Source organism: Bradyrhizobium sp. LB11.1 (genome assembly GCF_040549385.1).
Classification (GTDB): domain Bacteria; phylum Pseudomonadota; class Alphaproteobacteria; order Rhizobiales; family Xanthobacteraceae; genus Bradyrhizobium.
The window spans coordinates 350677-367040 of sequence record NZ_JBEPTH010000001.1; the positions used below are offsets into that span (position 1 = coordinate 350677).

Genomic DNA, 16364 nt, shown 5'->3' on the forward strand with positions numbered 1-16364 from the left:
ACCACCAAGCGCATCACGGACAAGCAATGCAGGCTCTCTTTATCGGACAGACCTATATCGACGTCGTCTTCATCACCGACCACATGCCGACCGGCGACGAAAAGCACGTTGCGACCGACTACGCGGTCTCTTTCGGCGGCAACGCGGTCACGGCGGCGTTCTGCTGCGCCAAGCTCGGCATCGTGCCCGATCTGATCGCCACCGCGGCCAATGACTGGCTGGGACGCATGTTCCAGGACATGTGCGCGAAATATGCGATCTCGCTGCACGGGCGGAAGGTGAACCAGTCGTCGCTGTCCTTCATCATGCCGAAGGACGGCAAGCGCGCCATCGTGCGCTGCCGCGACGACGAGCACATTCATCCGTTCCCGATTCTCAATCTCGGCGGCTGTCGCGCGCTGCATATCGACGGCCACCAGCCCGATGCCGCGATCCACTATGCCAAGGTGTGCCGTGAGGCCGGCATCTTGACGTCGCTCGACGGCGGCGGCCTGCGCACCAACACGCATGAGCTACTGGAGTTCATCGACGTCGCGATCGTTGCCGAGCGGCTGTGCGAGCAGATGGATCTCACCCCGGAGAAGATGCTCGACTACCTCAAAGGCCGCGGCTGCAAGATCGGCGGCATCACCATGGGTGAGAAGGGCCTGCTCTGGTACAGCGAAACCGGCGCGGTCGAGATCATGCCGGCGATGCCGATCCCGCGCGAGCGCGTGATCGACACCAACGGCGCCGGCGACGTCTTCCACGGCGCCTATATCTATTCTTATCTGGCCCATCCCGGCAAAAGCTGGCGCGAGCACTTTGACTTTGCGCGTGCCGCCTCGACCTTCAAGATCCAGCGCCTCGGCAACGAGGCCGGCCTGCCGACCCTTGTCGACATCGCCAAAGTCAGGCACGAGTTCGAAGTCAGGGTCTAGGATTTTGTAAAGGCATATATATCATGGGGCGCGTTTTCGTTGCCGGCAGCGTCAACATGGATGTGGTGGCGACCGCCGATCGCCATCCCAAGGTCGGCGAGACCGTCGCGGGTCGCGAGGTGCTTTATTTTCCGGGCGGCAAGGGTGCGAACCAGGCCGTCGCGGCGTCACGGCTCGGCGCGAAGACGACGCTGATCGGGCGGCTGGGCGCGGATGCGTTCGGGGCGGAGCTGAGGACGTTCCTCACCGCGCAGGGCATCGATCCCGGCTCGATCAAGGAGACGCCCGAGACGCACACCGGCACCGCGATCATCACGGTCGCAGCCTCCGACAACACCATCGTCGTCATCCCCGGCAGCAATGCGCTGGTCAGCACTGATGACGTGGCGGCCGTGCCGCTGGCGAAGGGCGACGTCGCCGTCAGCCAGTTCGAAATCCCACTGCCGACCATTGCCGCATTCTTCCAGCGCGCGCATGCGGCGGGCGCGACCACATTGCTGAATCCTGCCCCGGCACAAAAGATGTCCGGCGAGTTGCTCGCGCTGGTCGATATCCTGGTGCTGAACGAGACCGAGCTTGGTTTTCTCGCCGGCACCGAGCTCTCCGACGACGATGAGGCTGCAAAGATCATCGCCGTTGCGCGAAAACTTCAGGCCCGCGAGGACCAGACCATCTGCGTCACGCTCGGCAAGCGCGGCGTGCTCGCGCTCGCCGGCCGCGAAGAGTTTGCGGTGCAGGGATGCGTGGTGGAGGCGGTCGATACCACTGGTGCGGGCGATTGTTTTGTGGGCGCGCTCGCGGCGCAACTGGCTGATGGCGTGCCCTTGCGCGCGGCCTTCGCCTTCGCCAACGCCGCCGCCTCGATCAGCGTGCAGCGCATGGGCGCAGGGCCGTCGATGCCGACGGCCGCGGAGGTGGCGGCCGTGCTCAGCGCCGGCTGATCAGGCCAGCGCGCTCTTCAGGTCAAAGCTCTCGTCCGCGGCCTGCTCCGGCGTGATCGAGCGATTCATGCCCTGCAATCGGCGCCCGAACATGTGGTCGCCGGCGCGGTTGATCGATTCGATGCCGAGCAGCTTGTCGCCGTGATAGCAAAACACGGAAAACGCCTTTTTGGCCCGATCGCCGCGCAGCACGACGCGGTCGTAACCGGTGGTGAGGCCCGCGATCTGGAGCTTGTCGTCGCCCTGGTCGCTCCAGAACCAGGGATGGCCGTCATAGACCTTCTTGTCGCCGGTCAGGCGCGCCGCCAGGCAACGGGCGTGGTCGGTGGCATTCTGTACCGATTCCAGCCGCAGCGAGCCGCCGAAGCGCGGGCTTTCGAACAGCGCGCAATCGCCGATGGCAGAGATACTGGGATCAGCCGTCGAGAGATATTGGTCGACGATGATGCCAGCGGCGACCGGCAGCCCCGCCTCGGCCGCGAGCTCGATGTTGGGCAGCACGCCGACACCGACCACGACGAGGTCGGCAGGCAGATGCCGTCCGTCGCTCAAGGAGACGCCGGTGACCTTGCCGCCCTCAGCCTCGATCGAGGTCGCCTGCACGCCGAGGTGAATCCGGATGCCGGCTTCGCGATGCCGCGCCTGAAAATACGCCGAGACCTCCGCCGTCACCGCGCGCGCCATCACGCGCGGCGCGAGTTCGAGCACGTCGACCTCCAACCCCCTGATCCGCGCGGTGGCCGCGAATTCCAGGCCGATGAAGCCGGCGCCGATCACCACGACCCGCGTCTTCAACGGAATGATGTTCCGCAGCGCCTCGCTCTCGTCGAGGATGCGCAGATATTTCACATCGGGCAGATTGGCGTTGGGCAGATCGAGCAACCGGTTACGCGCGCCGGTTGCCAGGATCAGGTGGCCGTAGGTCAGCGTCGCGCCAGATGCGAGCAACACCTTGCGCCCGGCACGGTCGATCGACACGGCCCGGCCCGCGATCAGCTCGATGGTCTGGTCCTGGTAGAATTTCTCCGGTCGGAACATCAGGCTGTCCGGCCCGGCCGAGCCCTTGATGTAGGCCTTGGACAGCGGCGGCCGCTGATAGGGCAGATGCGCCTCGTCGTTAATCAGACAGATGCGGTCAGAAAAGCCCGCCTGCCGCAGCGATGCCGCGACCTGGTAGCCACCATGGCCGGCGCCGACAATGATCACCGGAGCATCCGTCATTGGACAGCCCATTTCTGCAAGACACGAGCGTCACCCATGTCGTCTCCTCTCTCGCTGGTTCTGGCTTGGCTTACCCCAGGAGGAGCCGGCGCTCGTGTCCGTCCCTCAACAAAGGCAACCCCATTTGAGCCGAACATTCCGCGCCGCGCAAGGGGCCGCACGCGGGGCACGGGCGGCCGGGGATTGTCACCCCTCGCCTTCTGCGATCTAGTTGCAGCAACGAACCTCCAGCCGGGGATTTTTAGAATGCCAGCTCCCGTCTCCCAACCCGACGATCCCGCGCTGCTGCGGATCGACGGCCCGATCGCGACCATCACGCTCAACCGCCCCGCCGGCTTCAACTCGATCAACCTTGCGATCGCGCAGAAGCTGGAACAGCTCGCGGCTTATATCGAAGGCGACGATTCAATCAGGGTCGTGGTGATCGAGGGTGAAGGCCGCGCGTTTTCCGCCGGCGGCGATCTGCAGACGATCGGTGCTGCGGCTGAGGCCAACAATGTGACGCCGGTGGTCGGCGAGCTGCTCAAGCATTACCACGCCTTCATCGAGACTATCCGGCGCATGCCAAAAATCTCGCTGTCGAGCGTGCACGGCTCGGCTGCCGGCGCCGGCATGGGCCTCGCCTTCGTCACCGATCTCTGCATCGCCGCCGACGACGCCAAGTTCACGCCGGCTTACGCCAAGATCGGTGTGTCGCCGGATGGCGGCTCGACGGTCGGGATTGTCGGCACGGTCGGCTCGCGCCGCGCGCTGCAGATCTTCCTGGCCGAGGACAACTTTACGGCGCAGCAGGCGCATGAATGGGGTCTCGTTGCCAAGACCGTTCCCGCGACCGAGTTGAAAGCGGCGACACGGCAACTAGCCGAACGGCTGGCGCAGAACCCGCCCGCGGCCATCGCCGGCACCAAGTCACTGGTCTATGCGGCCGCCACCACGCCGGTGAAGCAGCAGCTCGATGCCGAGGAGCACAAGATCATCATGGCGATGAACACGGAGGCGTTTCGCGACGCCGTGAAGAGGTTCACGAGCAAGAGCAAGTGAACCGTCACCTGAATAGCCTCACTTGGGACAGATGTAGCCCGTCCCCGCCGGCGACTTGAAGCAGCCGACCGATTCCGGCAGCACTTTCTGCGGGAGCCACAGCACCACGCTCGGGAAATAGATCACGAACGCGATGGTGGCGAAGAACACCACGTAGATTGGCAGTGCCGCGCGTAACGCCTTGGCAAAACTGACGCCGACGAATTTCGACGCCATCAGCAGCACCAGGCCATAAGGCGGCGTGATCAGGCCGAAGGCGAGCGTCGCGATCAGCACGACGCCCATGTGCACGCCGTTGATGTCGCCGGCTTCCGTCAGCGTGTTGACCAGCGGCATGAAGATGATGATGGTCGGCACCGGCTCGATGAAGTCGCCGACCACGGTGAACAGCAGCACCATCAGCAGCATGATCAGATGCGGATCATTGCCGGCGATCGAGGTGATCACGTCCGCGATGTAGCTGGCGCCGCGCAAGTAAGCGAGCATCCAGCCAAAAGCGTTGGCGGCGCCGATCGTGATGAGCGGCAGCGAGAAGATCAGCCCGGCGAGGCAGAAATCGTACGGGATCTTCCGGAAGTGGCCGCGGTTGAGCGCGGGGATCACCACCAGGATGATCCAGACCACCGCAACGACGCCCGCCTCGGTCGGCGTGAACCAGCCGGTCAAAATGCCACCTAGCAGGATCACCGGGATCATCAGCGGCAACGCCGCATCGCCGGCCGCAAACACGATTTGCCGCAGCGGCGCGCGCGGCTTGCGCAGGCCCGACGGGCCGAAGAAATAACAATAGATCATCAGCCCGAAGCCGATCATCAGACCCGGCACCACGCCCGCCATGAACAGGCCGGCGATCGAGACGTTGCCGACCGCACCGTAAACCACGGCGGTGATGCTCGGCGGCACCAGCGCCGCAATGGTCGAGGCCGAGGCAATGATGGCTGCGATGAAGGCGGGCTCATAGCCTTCGCGTCTCATCGGGCCACCCAGCGCGCGGCTCATCACGGCGACGTCGGCGGTGGTCGAGCCCGACATCTCCGAGAAGAACATGCTGAAGACGACGACGACCTGCGACAGCCCGCCCCTGATATGCCCGACCAGCGATACCGAGAGATTGGCTATTCGCACCACCACATTGGCCGAGCTCATGAGCTCGCCAACCAGCAGGAAGAACGGAATCGCCAGCAACGCCTCGGAATCGACGCCGTCGAAAATCTTCTGGATGATCGCGGCGAGCGAAACATCGGACAGGATCGCACCGATGAACACGCCGGCCATCAGCGAGAACGGCACGGGCACGCCGAGATAGCCGAACGACAGAAAGCAGATCGACATCAACGCGAGGACAATGGGTGCGCTCACGGCTGCGCTCTCATTTGCGCTTCGGTGACCACGGCCGCGGCATCCTCATCCGGCGGCTCCGGATGGTCGAAGCCGTTGCGCAGACCGTTGACGAGCTGCTCGATGGTGAACAGGCCGACCAGGATGCCCGACAGCGGAATAATCGCGTAAAGCGATGCGATCGGCGTGCCCGACGGCAGACGGAAGCTGCCGAAACCGCGCAGATAATTCTGGTAACCGTACCAGATCAGGCAGAAGGCGACGCCGAGCACGATGAGGCGGATGATCACCTCGACGATGATCCTGGGCGTGCCATGCATCGCTTCGGAGATCGCCGTGAGATAGAGATGATCGTTGCGCCGGGTCGCAGCCGCCGTGCCGACGAAGATTGCATAGATGAACAGGGTCGAGGTCACCTCCTGGAGCCACAGCCAGGGATGGCCGATGGTGCGGGTGACGATGTCGGCCGTGACCGACAGTGAGAAGCCGAAGCACAGCAGGCCGCAGATGATCATCAAGACGAGCTCGAGCCAGTCGAGCCAGCGCCATTTCAAATGGCGCTGGCGTTGCAATACGAGCTTGTCGGCGATGGCCATTTACTTCCTCGTCGTCCGGACAAGTGCGGAATGACATCAGTTTGAAATCGGCGAATGCGGGTTGGTTTAACCTCTCCCGCTTGCGGGAGAGGGGGGCGCACCGTCTTTCGGCAGCAGGCCTAGTTGATCGACCGGATCAGATCCTTGATCTTCACGGCGTGTGGGCCTAGCTCCTTGGCGAGCTTGTCGAGATAGGGATCCGCGATCGCCGCGAAGCTCTTTTTGTCGACGTTGTCGACAATCTTGACGCCCAGCTTCTTCAGCTTCTCGGCTGCGGCCCGCTCGAGGTCGAATGCCTTCGCCGGCTCCTTCGTGCTGACCTCGTTGGCCGCAGTCTGCACCCAGCCCTTCTGCTCGGCCGAAAGGCTCTGCCAGAGCTTGTCGGAAACAAACACCAGCGCGTTGTTGGCCTCATGCTCGGTGATGTTCAGCACCGGCGCCACCTCGTAGTGCTTGTTGACGAGATAGACATTGATGCTGTTCTCGGCGACGTCGACCACGCCGGTCTGCAAGCTCGTGTAGACGCTGCCGAACGGCATGTGCACGGTCTGGGCGCCGTAAGCCGGGAACATGATGTCCTCGGTCGCGGTCGCCTGCACGCGGACCTTCAGGCCCTTGAGATCACCAACATTGTGGATCTCCTTCTTGGAGTACATGTGGCGGACGCCTTGGGACCCCGTCGCGATGAGGTGCAGCCCTTGGGTGGTTTCCTCGATCATGGCCTTGAGTGCCTCGAACACCTTCGGATCGGCGAGACCCTTGACCACATGGTTCTCGTCGCGGAACAGATAGTGCAAGGACATCACACCGGCCTGCGGCGAGATCGTCGCGGTATTGGCCGAGGAGACGATCGAGAATTCGACGTCGCCGGACTTCACGAGCTGGAGCACCTGCGGCTCCTGCCCGAGCTGCGCACCCGGATACTGGTCGATGATCATGGTGCCTTTGCTCAATTCCTTGAGCTTGTCGGCAAACAGGTCGCCGGCGATGGAATAGCCGGTATTGCGGGGCTGGTCATAGGCGAAGCGATAATGCTTTACCTCCTGTGCCCCGGCTCCCGTGATGAACAGCATGGCGGCCGTAACCACCAACCCACGCATGGATCGTGCAATCATCGTCTCCCCCTGTTTTATCGCCCGCCGCTTGTGCGGTCTGGGCGCTCGTTCGAGTGGTTGTCAGCCCTTTTCAGTCTTTAGCTCAGTCTTCTTCCCAGTCCTCTGCATAAAGTCGAAGTCGCAGCCCTCGTCGGCCTGCATGATGGTCTCATTGAACAGCCAGGCATAGCCGCGGCGGAGTTCATCCGGTGCCGCGGCCGGCTTCAACGCCGCGCGCCGGCGCTCCAGCTCGGCCGCATCGACCAGCAGCTCGATGCTGCGCTTGGCAACATCCAGCTGGATCTGGTCACCATTCTTCACCAAAGCAAGCGGCCCACCGACAGCGGATTCCGGTGTGATATGCAGCACGATAGTGCCGAACGCGGTGCCGCTCATGCGCGCATCGGAAATGCGCACCATATCCTTGGTGCCGCCGCGCGCGAGCTTTTTCGGGATCGGCAGATAACCGGCCTCGGGCATGCCCGGCGCGCCCTTGGGGCCGGCGTTGCGCAGCACCAGCACGTCGTCGGCAGTGACATCGAGATCGGGATCATCGACCCGCAAGGTCATGTCCTCGACGGATTCGAACACCACCGCACGTCCCGTATGCTGCAACAGTTTAGGGCTCGCAGCCGACTGCTTGATGACGGCGCCACGCGGCGCGAGGTTGCCGTGCAGGACGGCGAGGCCGCCTTCTTTCTTGATCGGATTGTTGCGCGGACGAATGGCGTCCTGGCCAGGCACGTCCTCAGCATTCGCCACGACGTCACGCAGCGTCTGGCCCGAGATTGTCTTCGCATCGAGATCGACAAGATCGCCGAGCTGCGCCAGCAGTTTCGGCACACCGCCGGCGTGATGGAAATGCTCCATATAGTGCTCGCCGGACGGCTTGAGGTCGACCAGCACCGGCACCTCGCGGCCGATCTGGTCGAACATTGCGAGATCGAGCCGATGCGGCGAGCGATGCGCCATCGCCGTCAGATGGATCAGGCCGTTGGTCGAGCCGCCGATCGCCTGGAGCACGACCTGCGCATTCTTGAAGGAGGCCGGGGTCAAGACCTCGCTCGGCTTCGGCCCCTTGGTCTTGGCCATCTCGGCGGCCACCCGGCCGCTCGCCTCGGCGAGACGGAAACGCTCGGCATGCGGCGCCGGGATCGTCGCACTCATCGGCAGCGACAGGCCCATCGCTTCAATCATGCAGGCCATCGTCGAGGCGGTGCCCATCACCATGCAGGTGCCGACCGATGGCGCCAGCCGCCCGTTGACTGCCTCGATCTCGACGTCGTCGATCTCGCCCGCCCGATACTTGCCCCACAGACGGCGGCAATCGGTGCAGGCGCCGAGCACCTCGCCCTTGTGATGGCCGACCACCATGGGGCCGACGGGAATGACGACGGTCGGCAGATCGGCACTGATCGCGGCCATCACCTGCGCCGGCAGCGTCTTGTCGCAGCCGCCGATCACAATCACCGAATCCATCGGTTGTGCGCGGATCATCTCCTCGGTGTCCATCGCCATCAGATTGCGCAGATACATCGAGGTCGGATGCGCAAAGCTCTCGGCGATCGAGATGGTCGGGAACACGAACGGCATCGCACCCGACAGCATCACGCCGCGCTTGGCGGCCTCGATGATCTGCGGGACGTTGCCGTGGCAGGGATTGTAGTCGCTGTAGGTGTTGGTGATGCCGACGATCGGGCGCTCGAGCGCGTCATCTGAATAGCCCATGGCCTTGATGAACGCCTTGCGCAGGAACAGCGAGAAGCCGGCGTCGCCGTAGCTCGTCAGACCCTTGCGCAAACCACTCGTCATCATGCCACTCCACTTGCCTTGCCATTGTGGCACAGCCTGCCCCCCGATTGTCAATAAGATAGGTCCACACCGGCTCTCTTTCTGCTCTTCATGCCAGTTGCGGACACAAATTATTGACAATCCTGTTTCTCCCTGCTCCACAAGACGGACCGGCGAGGCGCCAGAGGCCGAGGGCATGTCCGACATTCGCACCGCAGACACCATGCCGCTCCGGCGCGACGATCCGGACGACGTCGTCGCGCGGCTCGAGGAGGACATCATCTTCGGCCGCCTCGCACCGGGCGCGCGGCTGACCGAGGACGCGCTGATGTCGGCTTACGGCACCTCCAGGCACTTCGTGCGCCAGGCGCTGGTGGATGCGGAGCGGCGTGGCATCGTCCGCCGCGAGAAAAATGTCGGCGCCACGGTGCGGTTCTATTCGGCCGAGGAAGTCCGGCAGATCTACGAGGTGCGGGAGATGTTGACGCGGCAAGCCGCGCTGATGATCCCCCTGCCCGCGCCGCAAGGCCTGATCGACGAATTGACCGCCTTGCAGCGCGACTATTGCGCCAAGGCCGACATCCGCGATTTGCGCGGCATCCACGAAGCCAACGACGCGTTCCACGTCGCGCTGTTCTCGGCCTGCGGCAATCCCTATCTGGTGCGCTCGCTCCAGGACTACATGAGCCTGACCCTGCCGATGCGCGCCAAGAACCTCGCCGACCGCGACGGGCTCGCGCAATCGCGCCGACAGCACGAATTGATGATCGAACTGCTTAGGGGACGCGACGGCTGGGCGCTGGCGCAGCTGTGCGTGGATCACATGCAGTTCAGCAAGTCGGATTATCTGGCGAGGATTGGGGGGGAGTAGAGCTGCCGCTGCTGCTCCCTTGTCTTCGCGAGTCATCTGCTCGCTGGTAGCAATGCTCTCTCAACGCGTCATTGCGAGGAGCCCTTGCGACGAAGCAATCCAGACTGCTTCCGCGGAAAGACGCTGGATTGCTTCGCTACGCTCGCAATGACGCGTGGCGAGTGGTTGCGAGTCCAACTACCACCGTCTATGCGGTGATTGCCTCTCACTCCACCCTTCGCAGGGCGTAGCCCGAATGGAGCGCAGCGCAATCCGGGGCCTTCGCATGACAACTGGCACTGTCCCGGATTACGCTGCGCTCCATCCGGGCTACGGGCAAAAGCTTGCCTACCGCTTATTCCAATCGATGATCCGGCTCGCGTCGCCATCGAACTCGTTGCTGCAGAACGCGCCGCCCTGAAAATGGTCGCCGACCGGATCGGGCTTCAGCTTGGCCTGCTCGGCCATCGCGTGCGCCACGTGATCCTCGGAGCGGCCGGTCGGGCGATAGCCGAATTCGTAGGCGCGGTGGTTGTCCCACCAGGCGCGCTCGTTCAGCGATACACCATAGAAGACCTCGAAATGAATGTCGGGATGATCGAGCCCGATCTGGCAGAGCTGCACGAGGTCTTCCGGCTTCAGCCACATGGCAATCCGGCGATGATCGAGCGGCCGCTCGTCGCAATTGCCGATCCGGATGCAGGTGACCTTCAGCCCGTGCTTGTCGGCATAGAGGGAGCCGACGGCTTCGCCGAACACTTTGCTGACGCCATAGCGGCCATCCGGTCGCACGGTGACGTCGGTGTCGATCCTGCGGTGGCGCGGATAGAAGCCGACCGTATGGTTCGACGAGGCGAACACCACGCGCTTGACGCCCTTGCGGTACGCGGCCTCGAACAGATTGTAGCCGCCGATGATGTTGGCCTGGAGGATGTCGTTCCAGGGGCCTTCGACCGAATAGCCGCCGAAATGGATGATGCCGTCGACGCCCTCGCAGATCGCCTCGCACTGCGCGAGATCGGACAAGTCCGCCGCTTTGAACTGCTCGTTCGCCCCGAGATCGGCCGGCGGACGGATGTCAGAGAGCAGGAGGTCCGGATAGATCGGTGGCAGCAATTTCCGCAGGCGCGTTCCGATCCCGCCCGAAGCCCCCGTCATCAAGATGCGCGGCATGTCTTTCCTCGTCTATGGCAACCGATTTGCGGCCGTAGATATCTGATGGTAGCAGACTTGGACAGAGGGAACGCAACAAAGAGACCTGCACATGAACGATGCATCGTCCCACACTCGAGGCTGGCAGCCGGCGACCTGTTACCCCGATCCGGCGATAAAAGCACTGGATCCCCGCTTTGAAAAATACTGGTTGAAACTCTCCGCGGTGGAGCGGCTGGCGACGGGCCTGCGCTGGGCCGAGGGGCCGGTCTGGTTCGGCGACGGGCGGTATCTGCTCTGCAGCGACATCCCGAACCAGCGCATCATCAAATGGGAGGAAGAGACCGGCGCGGCCTCGAACTTCCGCAAACCCTCCAATTTCGCCAATGGCAATACCCGCGACCGCCAGGGCCGGCTGATCACCTGCGAGCATGGCGGGCGTCGCGTGACCCGCACCGAATACGACGGCGAGATCACCGTGCTGATGGATCAATTCAACGGCAAGCGGTTGAACTCGCCGAACGATGTCGTTGTTAAATCGGACGGCGCGATCTGGTTCACCGATCCCACCTTCGGCCTGCTCGGCAATTACGAGGGCTACAAGGCGGAGCCCGAGATCGAACCGAATGTGTACCGCCTCGATCCCGCGAGCCGCAAGGCAACCGTCGTCGCCGAGGGCGTGCTGGGGCCGAACGGGCTGTGCTTCTCGCCGGACGAGAAGATCCTCTATGTCGTGGAATCGCGCGGCGTGCCGAACCGGAAAATTCTTGCCTATGACGTCTCGGCCGACGGCACCACGATCTCCAACAAGCGCGTCCACATCGATGCAGGTCCGGGCACGCCGGACGGCATGCGCTGCGACATCGACGGCAATCTCTGGTGCGGCTGGGGCATGGGCGATCCCGAGCTCGACGGCGTCGTGGTGTTCGCGCCCGACGGCGTCATGATCGGCCGCATCGCGCTGCCCGAGCGCTGCGCCAATCTCTGCTTCGGCGGCGTCAAGCGCAACCGCCTGTTCATGGCGGCGAGCCAGTCGATCTACGCGCTGTATGTGAACACGCAGGGCGCAGTGGGGGGATAATCGCTCCGCGCGCGACGATGCCGTAGGGTGGGCAAAGCGCAAGCGTGCCCACCATCTGGCAATGGTGGGCACGTCGCTTGCGCTCCTTTGCCCCCCTACGAGGTCTCTCCTCCGTCATTGCGAGCGAAGCGAAGCAATCCAGGAATCTCTCCGCGGAGACAGTCTGGATTGCTTCGTCGCAAGAGCTCCTCGCAATGACGACGAAAAACGCCGGAGCGGGTTGCCCGCTCCGGCGTCATTTGTTCAGGCGCGGACGCTTACGCCGCGTTGAAGCCGGCGACGGCCTTCACTTCGAGGAAGTCCTCGAGGCCGTACTTGCCCCACTCGCGGCCGTTGCCCGACTGCTTGTAGCCGCCGAACGGCGCGGTGCGGTCGTTGGGCACGCCCTGAAGGTTGACGTTGCCGGCGCGGATCTGGCGACCGACGCGCTTGGCGTCCTCGACCGAAGCACCGGTGACGTAACCCGCGAGACCATAGGGCGTGTCGTTGGCGATCTGCACCGCCTCGGACTCATCCTTGGCGCCGATGATGGTCAGGACCGGTCCGAAGATTTCTTCGCGGGCGATCGTCATGTCGGGGGTGACGTCGGCGAAGATGGTCGGACGAACGTAGAAGCCCTTGTTGACGCCCTCGGGCAGGCCCGGGCCACCGGCGACGAGCGTTGCGCCCTCGTCGATGCCCTTCTTGATCAGGCCCTGGATCTTGTCCCACTGGCCGCGGTTGACGACCGGACCGATGGTGGTGCCTTCAGCGCGCGGATCGCCCGCCTTGGTCTTGTCGGCGACAGCCTTCGCGATCGCGGCGACTTCCTTCATCTTCGACAGCGGCACGATCATGCGCGAGGGCGCGTTGCAGGACTGGCCAGAGTTGTTGAACATGTGCATCACGCCGCCGGTCACCGCCTTGGCGAGGTCGGCACCTTCGAGGATGACGTTCGGCGACTTGCCGCCGAGCTCCTGGCTGACGCGCTTCACGGTCGGCGCCGCGCGCTTGGCGACATCGATGCCGGCGCGGGTCGAGCCGGTGAAGGAGATCATGTCGATGTCGGGGTGCTCGCTCATGGCTGCACCGACCTCGGGGCCAAGGCCGTTGACGAGGTTGAACACGCCCTTCGGCACGCCGGCTTCATGGAGGATTTGTGCGAAGAGCAGCGCGGAGGTGGGCGTGAACTCCGACGGCTTCAGGATCATGGTGCAGCCGGCGGCGAGCGCGGGTGCAACCTTGCAGGCGATCTGGTTGAGCGGCCAGTTCCAGGGCGTGATCATGCCGACCACGCCGATCGGCTCACGCAGCACCATGGCGGTGCCGACGGGCTCCTCGAAATGATAGTTCTTGAGCACGTCCAGCGTGGTCATGAGATGACCGAGGCCGGCGCCGGCCTGGAGCTTCTCCGCCATCGGCAGCGGCGCGCCCATTTCGTCGGAGACGGACGCACCGATTTCCTTGAGACGGCCCTTGTAAATCTCGATGACCTTTGTGAGCAGCGCGACGCGCTCGTCGCGGCTGGTCCGGGAGAACGTCACGAACGCGCGCTTGGCGGCGGCGACTGCCTTGTCGACGTCGGCCTTGGAGCCCAGCGCAACCTCGTACATCGCCTCTTCCGTCGCCGGATTGACCACGGCGGTGGACTTCTTGACGGCGGGATCGACCCAGGCGCCGTCGATGTAGAATTGCATGCGATTGACCATCGTTAACCTCTTCTTGGGGGCTTGGAGGGGGCGTTTCGGCAGGCATCCTTGCACGAAAGCGCCAGCAATTGAACCCGCCATATGCGGGGCCAGCGTTGCGGCGGACGGAGGTTATATGAGCCGATGGCGGGAACGTGGCAAGGTAGCTCCGCCGTCATTCCGGGGAGCGCATATTCGCCCGGGAATCACACCCCGGTTACCTCCACTACACCGCCATCTTGCGATGGACGATCGGCGCGCCGGTGGTGAGACTTTCGGCCGCATCGATGATCGCGTTGGCGTCGATGCCGTAGTGGCGATAGAGGTCGGCGATGGTGCCGGTCTGGCCGAACTGCTCGACGCCGAGCGCTTCGACGCGATGGCCGCGGACGCTGCCGAGCCAGCCGAGCGCGGACGGGTGGCCGTCGATCACGGTCACGATGCCGCAGTCGCGGGTGAGCTGTGCCAGCAGCTTTTCGATATGACTGAGATGCTGCACGCCGCGCCTGTCGCGCCGCAATTGTCGCGCGGCAGTCCACCCTGAATGGAGACGGTCGGCCGACGTGATCGCGAGCAGGCCGATGTCGCGGCGACTTTCACCGATGAAACCGGTCGCCTCGATCGCCTCCGGCGCAACCGCGCCGGTATAGGCGATCACGAGTTCGGCATTGGGGCCGGGCTTGCGCAGCCAATAGGCGCCGTCGGTGATCCCCTGCTGCAACTCCGGCGTCATGATGCGCTGCGCCTGCTCGATGCTGCGCGTCGACAGCCGCAAATAGACCGAGCCGCCCTCGCCCGGATCGCGCTGCATGTGCTCAAAACCCCAGCCCATGATCACGGCGAGCTCGTCGACGAAAGCCGGTTCGAACGAGGCGAGGCCGTCCTGCGCCATGCCGATCAGCGGCGTCGCGATCGATTGATGCGCGCCGCCCTCCGGCGCGAGCGTGATGCCGGATGGCGTCGCCGCCACCATGAAGCGCGCATCCTGGTAGCAGGCGTAGTTGAGCGCATCGAGACCGCGCTCGATGAAGGGATCGTAGAGCGTGCCGACCGGCAGCAGCCGCGCGCCGTTGATCTGGTGCGACAGACCCAGCGCCGAGAGCATGATGAACAGGTTCATCTCGGCAATGCCAAGCTCGAGATGCTGGCCCTTCGGTGAGAAGTCCCAGTTGAATGTGGAGGGAATTTTCTCGCTGCGGAATAAATCTGCTTTCTCGCCGCGCGCGAACAGGCCACGCCGGTTCACCCACGGGCCGAGATTGGTCGAGACGGTGACGTCGGGCGAGGTTGTGACGATGCGCTTTGCGAGTTCGCTGTCGCCCCGCGCGATCTCGTTCAGCACCAGGCCGAAGCCCTGTTGCGTGGACATCTGTGCTGACGGCTTGAAAGCGAGCTGCTGCGGCACCTCGACGACCGGCGCGGTCAACCGGCGGCCATCCTTGTTGAACGGCACGCGCGCGAGGAAAGCGTCGAGGTCGGCGGCGTGCTGCGTGAGGCCTTCGTACTTGTCCCATTCGTGGCCGGGACGGATGTTCTGGCTCTCGCGATACTTCTCCATCTGCGTGACCGTCATCAGGCCGGCATGGTTGTCCTTGTGGCCCTGGAACGGCAAGCCGACGCCCTTGATCGTGTAGGCGATGAAACAGACCGGGCGATCGTGGTCGATGGACTCGAAGGCCTCGAGCATGCTCGCCATGTCGTGGCCGCCGAGATTCGACATCAGCGCCAGCAGATCGTCGTCGCTGCGCTTGTCGATCAGCTTCGTGATCGGCCCCTGATCGCCGATCTCGTCGTGCAAATGCTTGCGGAAGGCGGCGCCGCCCTGGAAGCACAATGCCGCATAGAGCGCGTTCGGGCAATTGTCGATCCAGCCTTTCAGCGCGTCGCCGCCGGGTTCGGCAAAGGCCTCGCGCATCAGGCGGCCGTATTTCACGATGACCACGTCCCAGCCGAAATTGCGGAACATGGTCTCGAATTTTTCCCAGAGACCCTCGCGCACGACGGCGTCAAGCGACTGGCGGTTATAGTCGACCACCCACCAGGTGTTGCGCAGGCCGTGCTTCCAGCCTTCGGCAAGGGCCTCCCAAATATTGCCTTCGTCCATCTCGGCGTCGCCGACCAGCGCGATCATCCGCCCTTCGCGGCGATCCTTCATCCAGCCATGCGCCTTGACGTAATCCTGCACCAGCGAGGCAAACAATGTCTGCGCGACACCGAGACCGACCGAGCCGGTCGAGAAGTCGACGTCGTCGACGTCCTTGGTGCGCGAGGGATAGGACTGCGCGCCCTTGAAGCCGCGAAAATTCTCCAGCTTCTCGCGGCTCTGCCGGCCGAACAGATACTGGATGGCGTGGAACACCGGGCTCGCATGCGGCTTCACCGCGACGCGGTCCTCGGGCCGCAACACGCTGAAATACAGCGCCGACATGATGGTGGCGAGCGAGGCCGAGGAGGCCTGATGGCCGCCGACCTTCAGTCCATCCGTGTTCGACCGGACATGGTTGGCATGGTGGATGGTCCATGACGACAGCCACAGCGCCTTGCGGGCCAATGCGGTCAATGTGTCGAGACGGGCGGAATCAGCGGGCATGGCAATGCTCCCGGGAACAGGTCGGGCGATGATACGCCTGCGGGCGCTCCCAAAATTCTCAATCTTTCGCGCCATACCTCCG

Annotated in this window: 13 protein-coding genes; 5 read left to right on the forward strand and 8 right to left on the reverse strand. The window is 63.9% G+C overall.

The features are described from left to right. The first annotated feature begins 26 nt into the window (after nt 1-26). Together ABIA96_RS01555 and rbsK are read left to right on the forward strand one after the other, a co-directional pair. Nucleotides 27-920, forward strand: coding sequence for a sugar kinase (locus ABIA96_RS01555; RefSeq protein ID WP_354135252.1), 894 nt, complete (start codon nt 27-29; stop codon nt 918-920). A gap of 23 nt (nt 921-943) precedes the next feature. Continuing rightward, nucleotides 944-1861: a ribokinase gene (gene rbsK, locus ABIA96_RS01560; RefSeq protein WP_354135253.1), complete on the forward strand. Its 918-nt coding sequence runs from the start codon at nt 944-946 to the stop codon at nt 1859-1861. Here the strand turns inward: rbsK and ABIA96_RS01565 are convergent, their stop codons facing one another. Continuing rightward, nucleotides 1862-3082, reverse strand: coding sequence for an NAD(P)/FAD-dependent oxidoreductase (locus ABIA96_RS01565; protein WP_354135254.1), 1221 nt, complete (start codon nt 3080-3082; stop codon nt 1862-1864). 246 nt (nt 3083-3328) lie between these two features. Between ABIA96_RS01565 and ABIA96_RS01570 the strand changes: the two genes are divergently transcribed. After that, on the forward strand, nt 3329-4123 hold the full coding sequence (locus tag ABIA96_RS01570) for an enoyl-CoA hydratase/isomerase family protein (protein WP_354135255.1): 795 nt from the start codon (nt 3329-3331) through the stop codon (nt 4121-4123). 18 nt (nt 4124-4141) lie between these two features. Here ABIA96_RS01570 and ABIA96_RS01575 read toward each other — a convergent pair whose 3' ends face one another. From ABIA96_RS01575 to ABIA96_RS01590, 4 genes are all read right to left on the reverse strand, one after another. Further along, complete coding sequence (locus tag ABIA96_RS01575) at nt 4142-5482, reverse strand: TRAP transporter large permease (RefSeq protein ID WP_354135256.1); 1341 nt, start codon at nt 5480-5482, stop codon at nt 4142-4144. After that, nucleotides 5479-6057, reverse strand: coding sequence for a TRAP transporter small permease (locus ABIA96_RS01580; protein ID WP_354135257.1), 579 nt, complete (start codon nt 6055-6057; stop codon nt 5479-5481). The genes ABIA96_RS01575 and ABIA96_RS01580 overlap by 4 nt, the downstream gene beginning before the upstream one ends. Before the next feature lie 119 nt (nt 6058-6176). Further along, nucleotides 6177-7172, reverse strand: coding sequence for a TRAP transporter substrate-binding protein (locus ABIA96_RS01585; RefSeq protein WP_354135258.1), 996 nt, complete (start codon nt 7170-7172; stop codon nt 6177-6179). 60 nt (nt 7173-7232) lie between these two features. Next, nucleotides 7233-8963, reverse strand: coding sequence for an IlvD/Edd family dehydratase (locus tag ABIA96_RS01590; protein ID WP_354135259.1), 1731 nt, complete (start codon nt 8961-8963; stop codon nt 7233-7235). A 175-nt stretch (nt 8964-9138) separates the two neighbouring features. Here ABIA96_RS01590 and ABIA96_RS01595 point away from each other — a divergent pair, with 175 nt between their 5' ends. Next, the gene (locus ABIA96_RS01595; protein WP_354135260.1) at nt 9139-9813 is read left to right on the forward strand and encodes a GntR family transcriptional regulator; all 675 of its coding nucleotides are present in this window, start codon (nt 9139-9141) and stop codon (nt 9811-9813) included. A gap of 327 nt (nt 9814-10140) precedes the next feature. Here the strand turns inward: ABIA96_RS01595 and ABIA96_RS01600 are convergent, their stop codons facing one another. Next, entirely contained in the window at nt 10141-10965 is an 825-nt protein-coding gene (locus tag ABIA96_RS01600; protein WP_354135261.1) for an NAD-dependent epimerase/dehydratase family protein, read from the reverse strand. A 91-nt stretch (nt 10966-11056) separates the two neighbouring features. Here ABIA96_RS01600 and ABIA96_RS01605 point away from each other — a divergent pair, with 91 nt between their 5' ends. Continuing rightward, nucleotides 11057-12025, forward strand: coding sequence for an SMP-30/gluconolactonase/LRE family protein (locus tag ABIA96_RS01605; RefSeq protein ID WP_354135262.1), 969 nt, complete (start codon nt 11057-11059; stop codon nt 12023-12025). Between the two features lie 257 nt (nt 12026-12282). On the opposite strand, the gene ABIA96_RS01610 is transcribed toward ABIA96_RS01605, so the two are convergent. Continuing rightward, nucleotides 12283-13713 carry an aldehyde dehydrogenase family protein gene (locus ABIA96_RS01610; protein ID WP_354135263.1) on the reverse strand — a complete coding sequence of 477 codons (1431 nt, stop codon included), beginning with the start codon at nt 13711-13713 and terminating at the stop codon, nt 12283-12285. Nucleotides 13714-13918: 205 nt separating this feature from the next. After that, nucleotides 13919-16282 (reverse strand): thiamine pyrophosphate-binding protein, encoded by a 2364-nt coding sequence (locus ABIA96_RS01615; protein ID WP_354135264.1) that lies wholly within the window; start codon nt 16280-16282, stop codon nt 13919-13921. Nucleotides 16283-16364 lie beyond the last annotated feature (82 nt).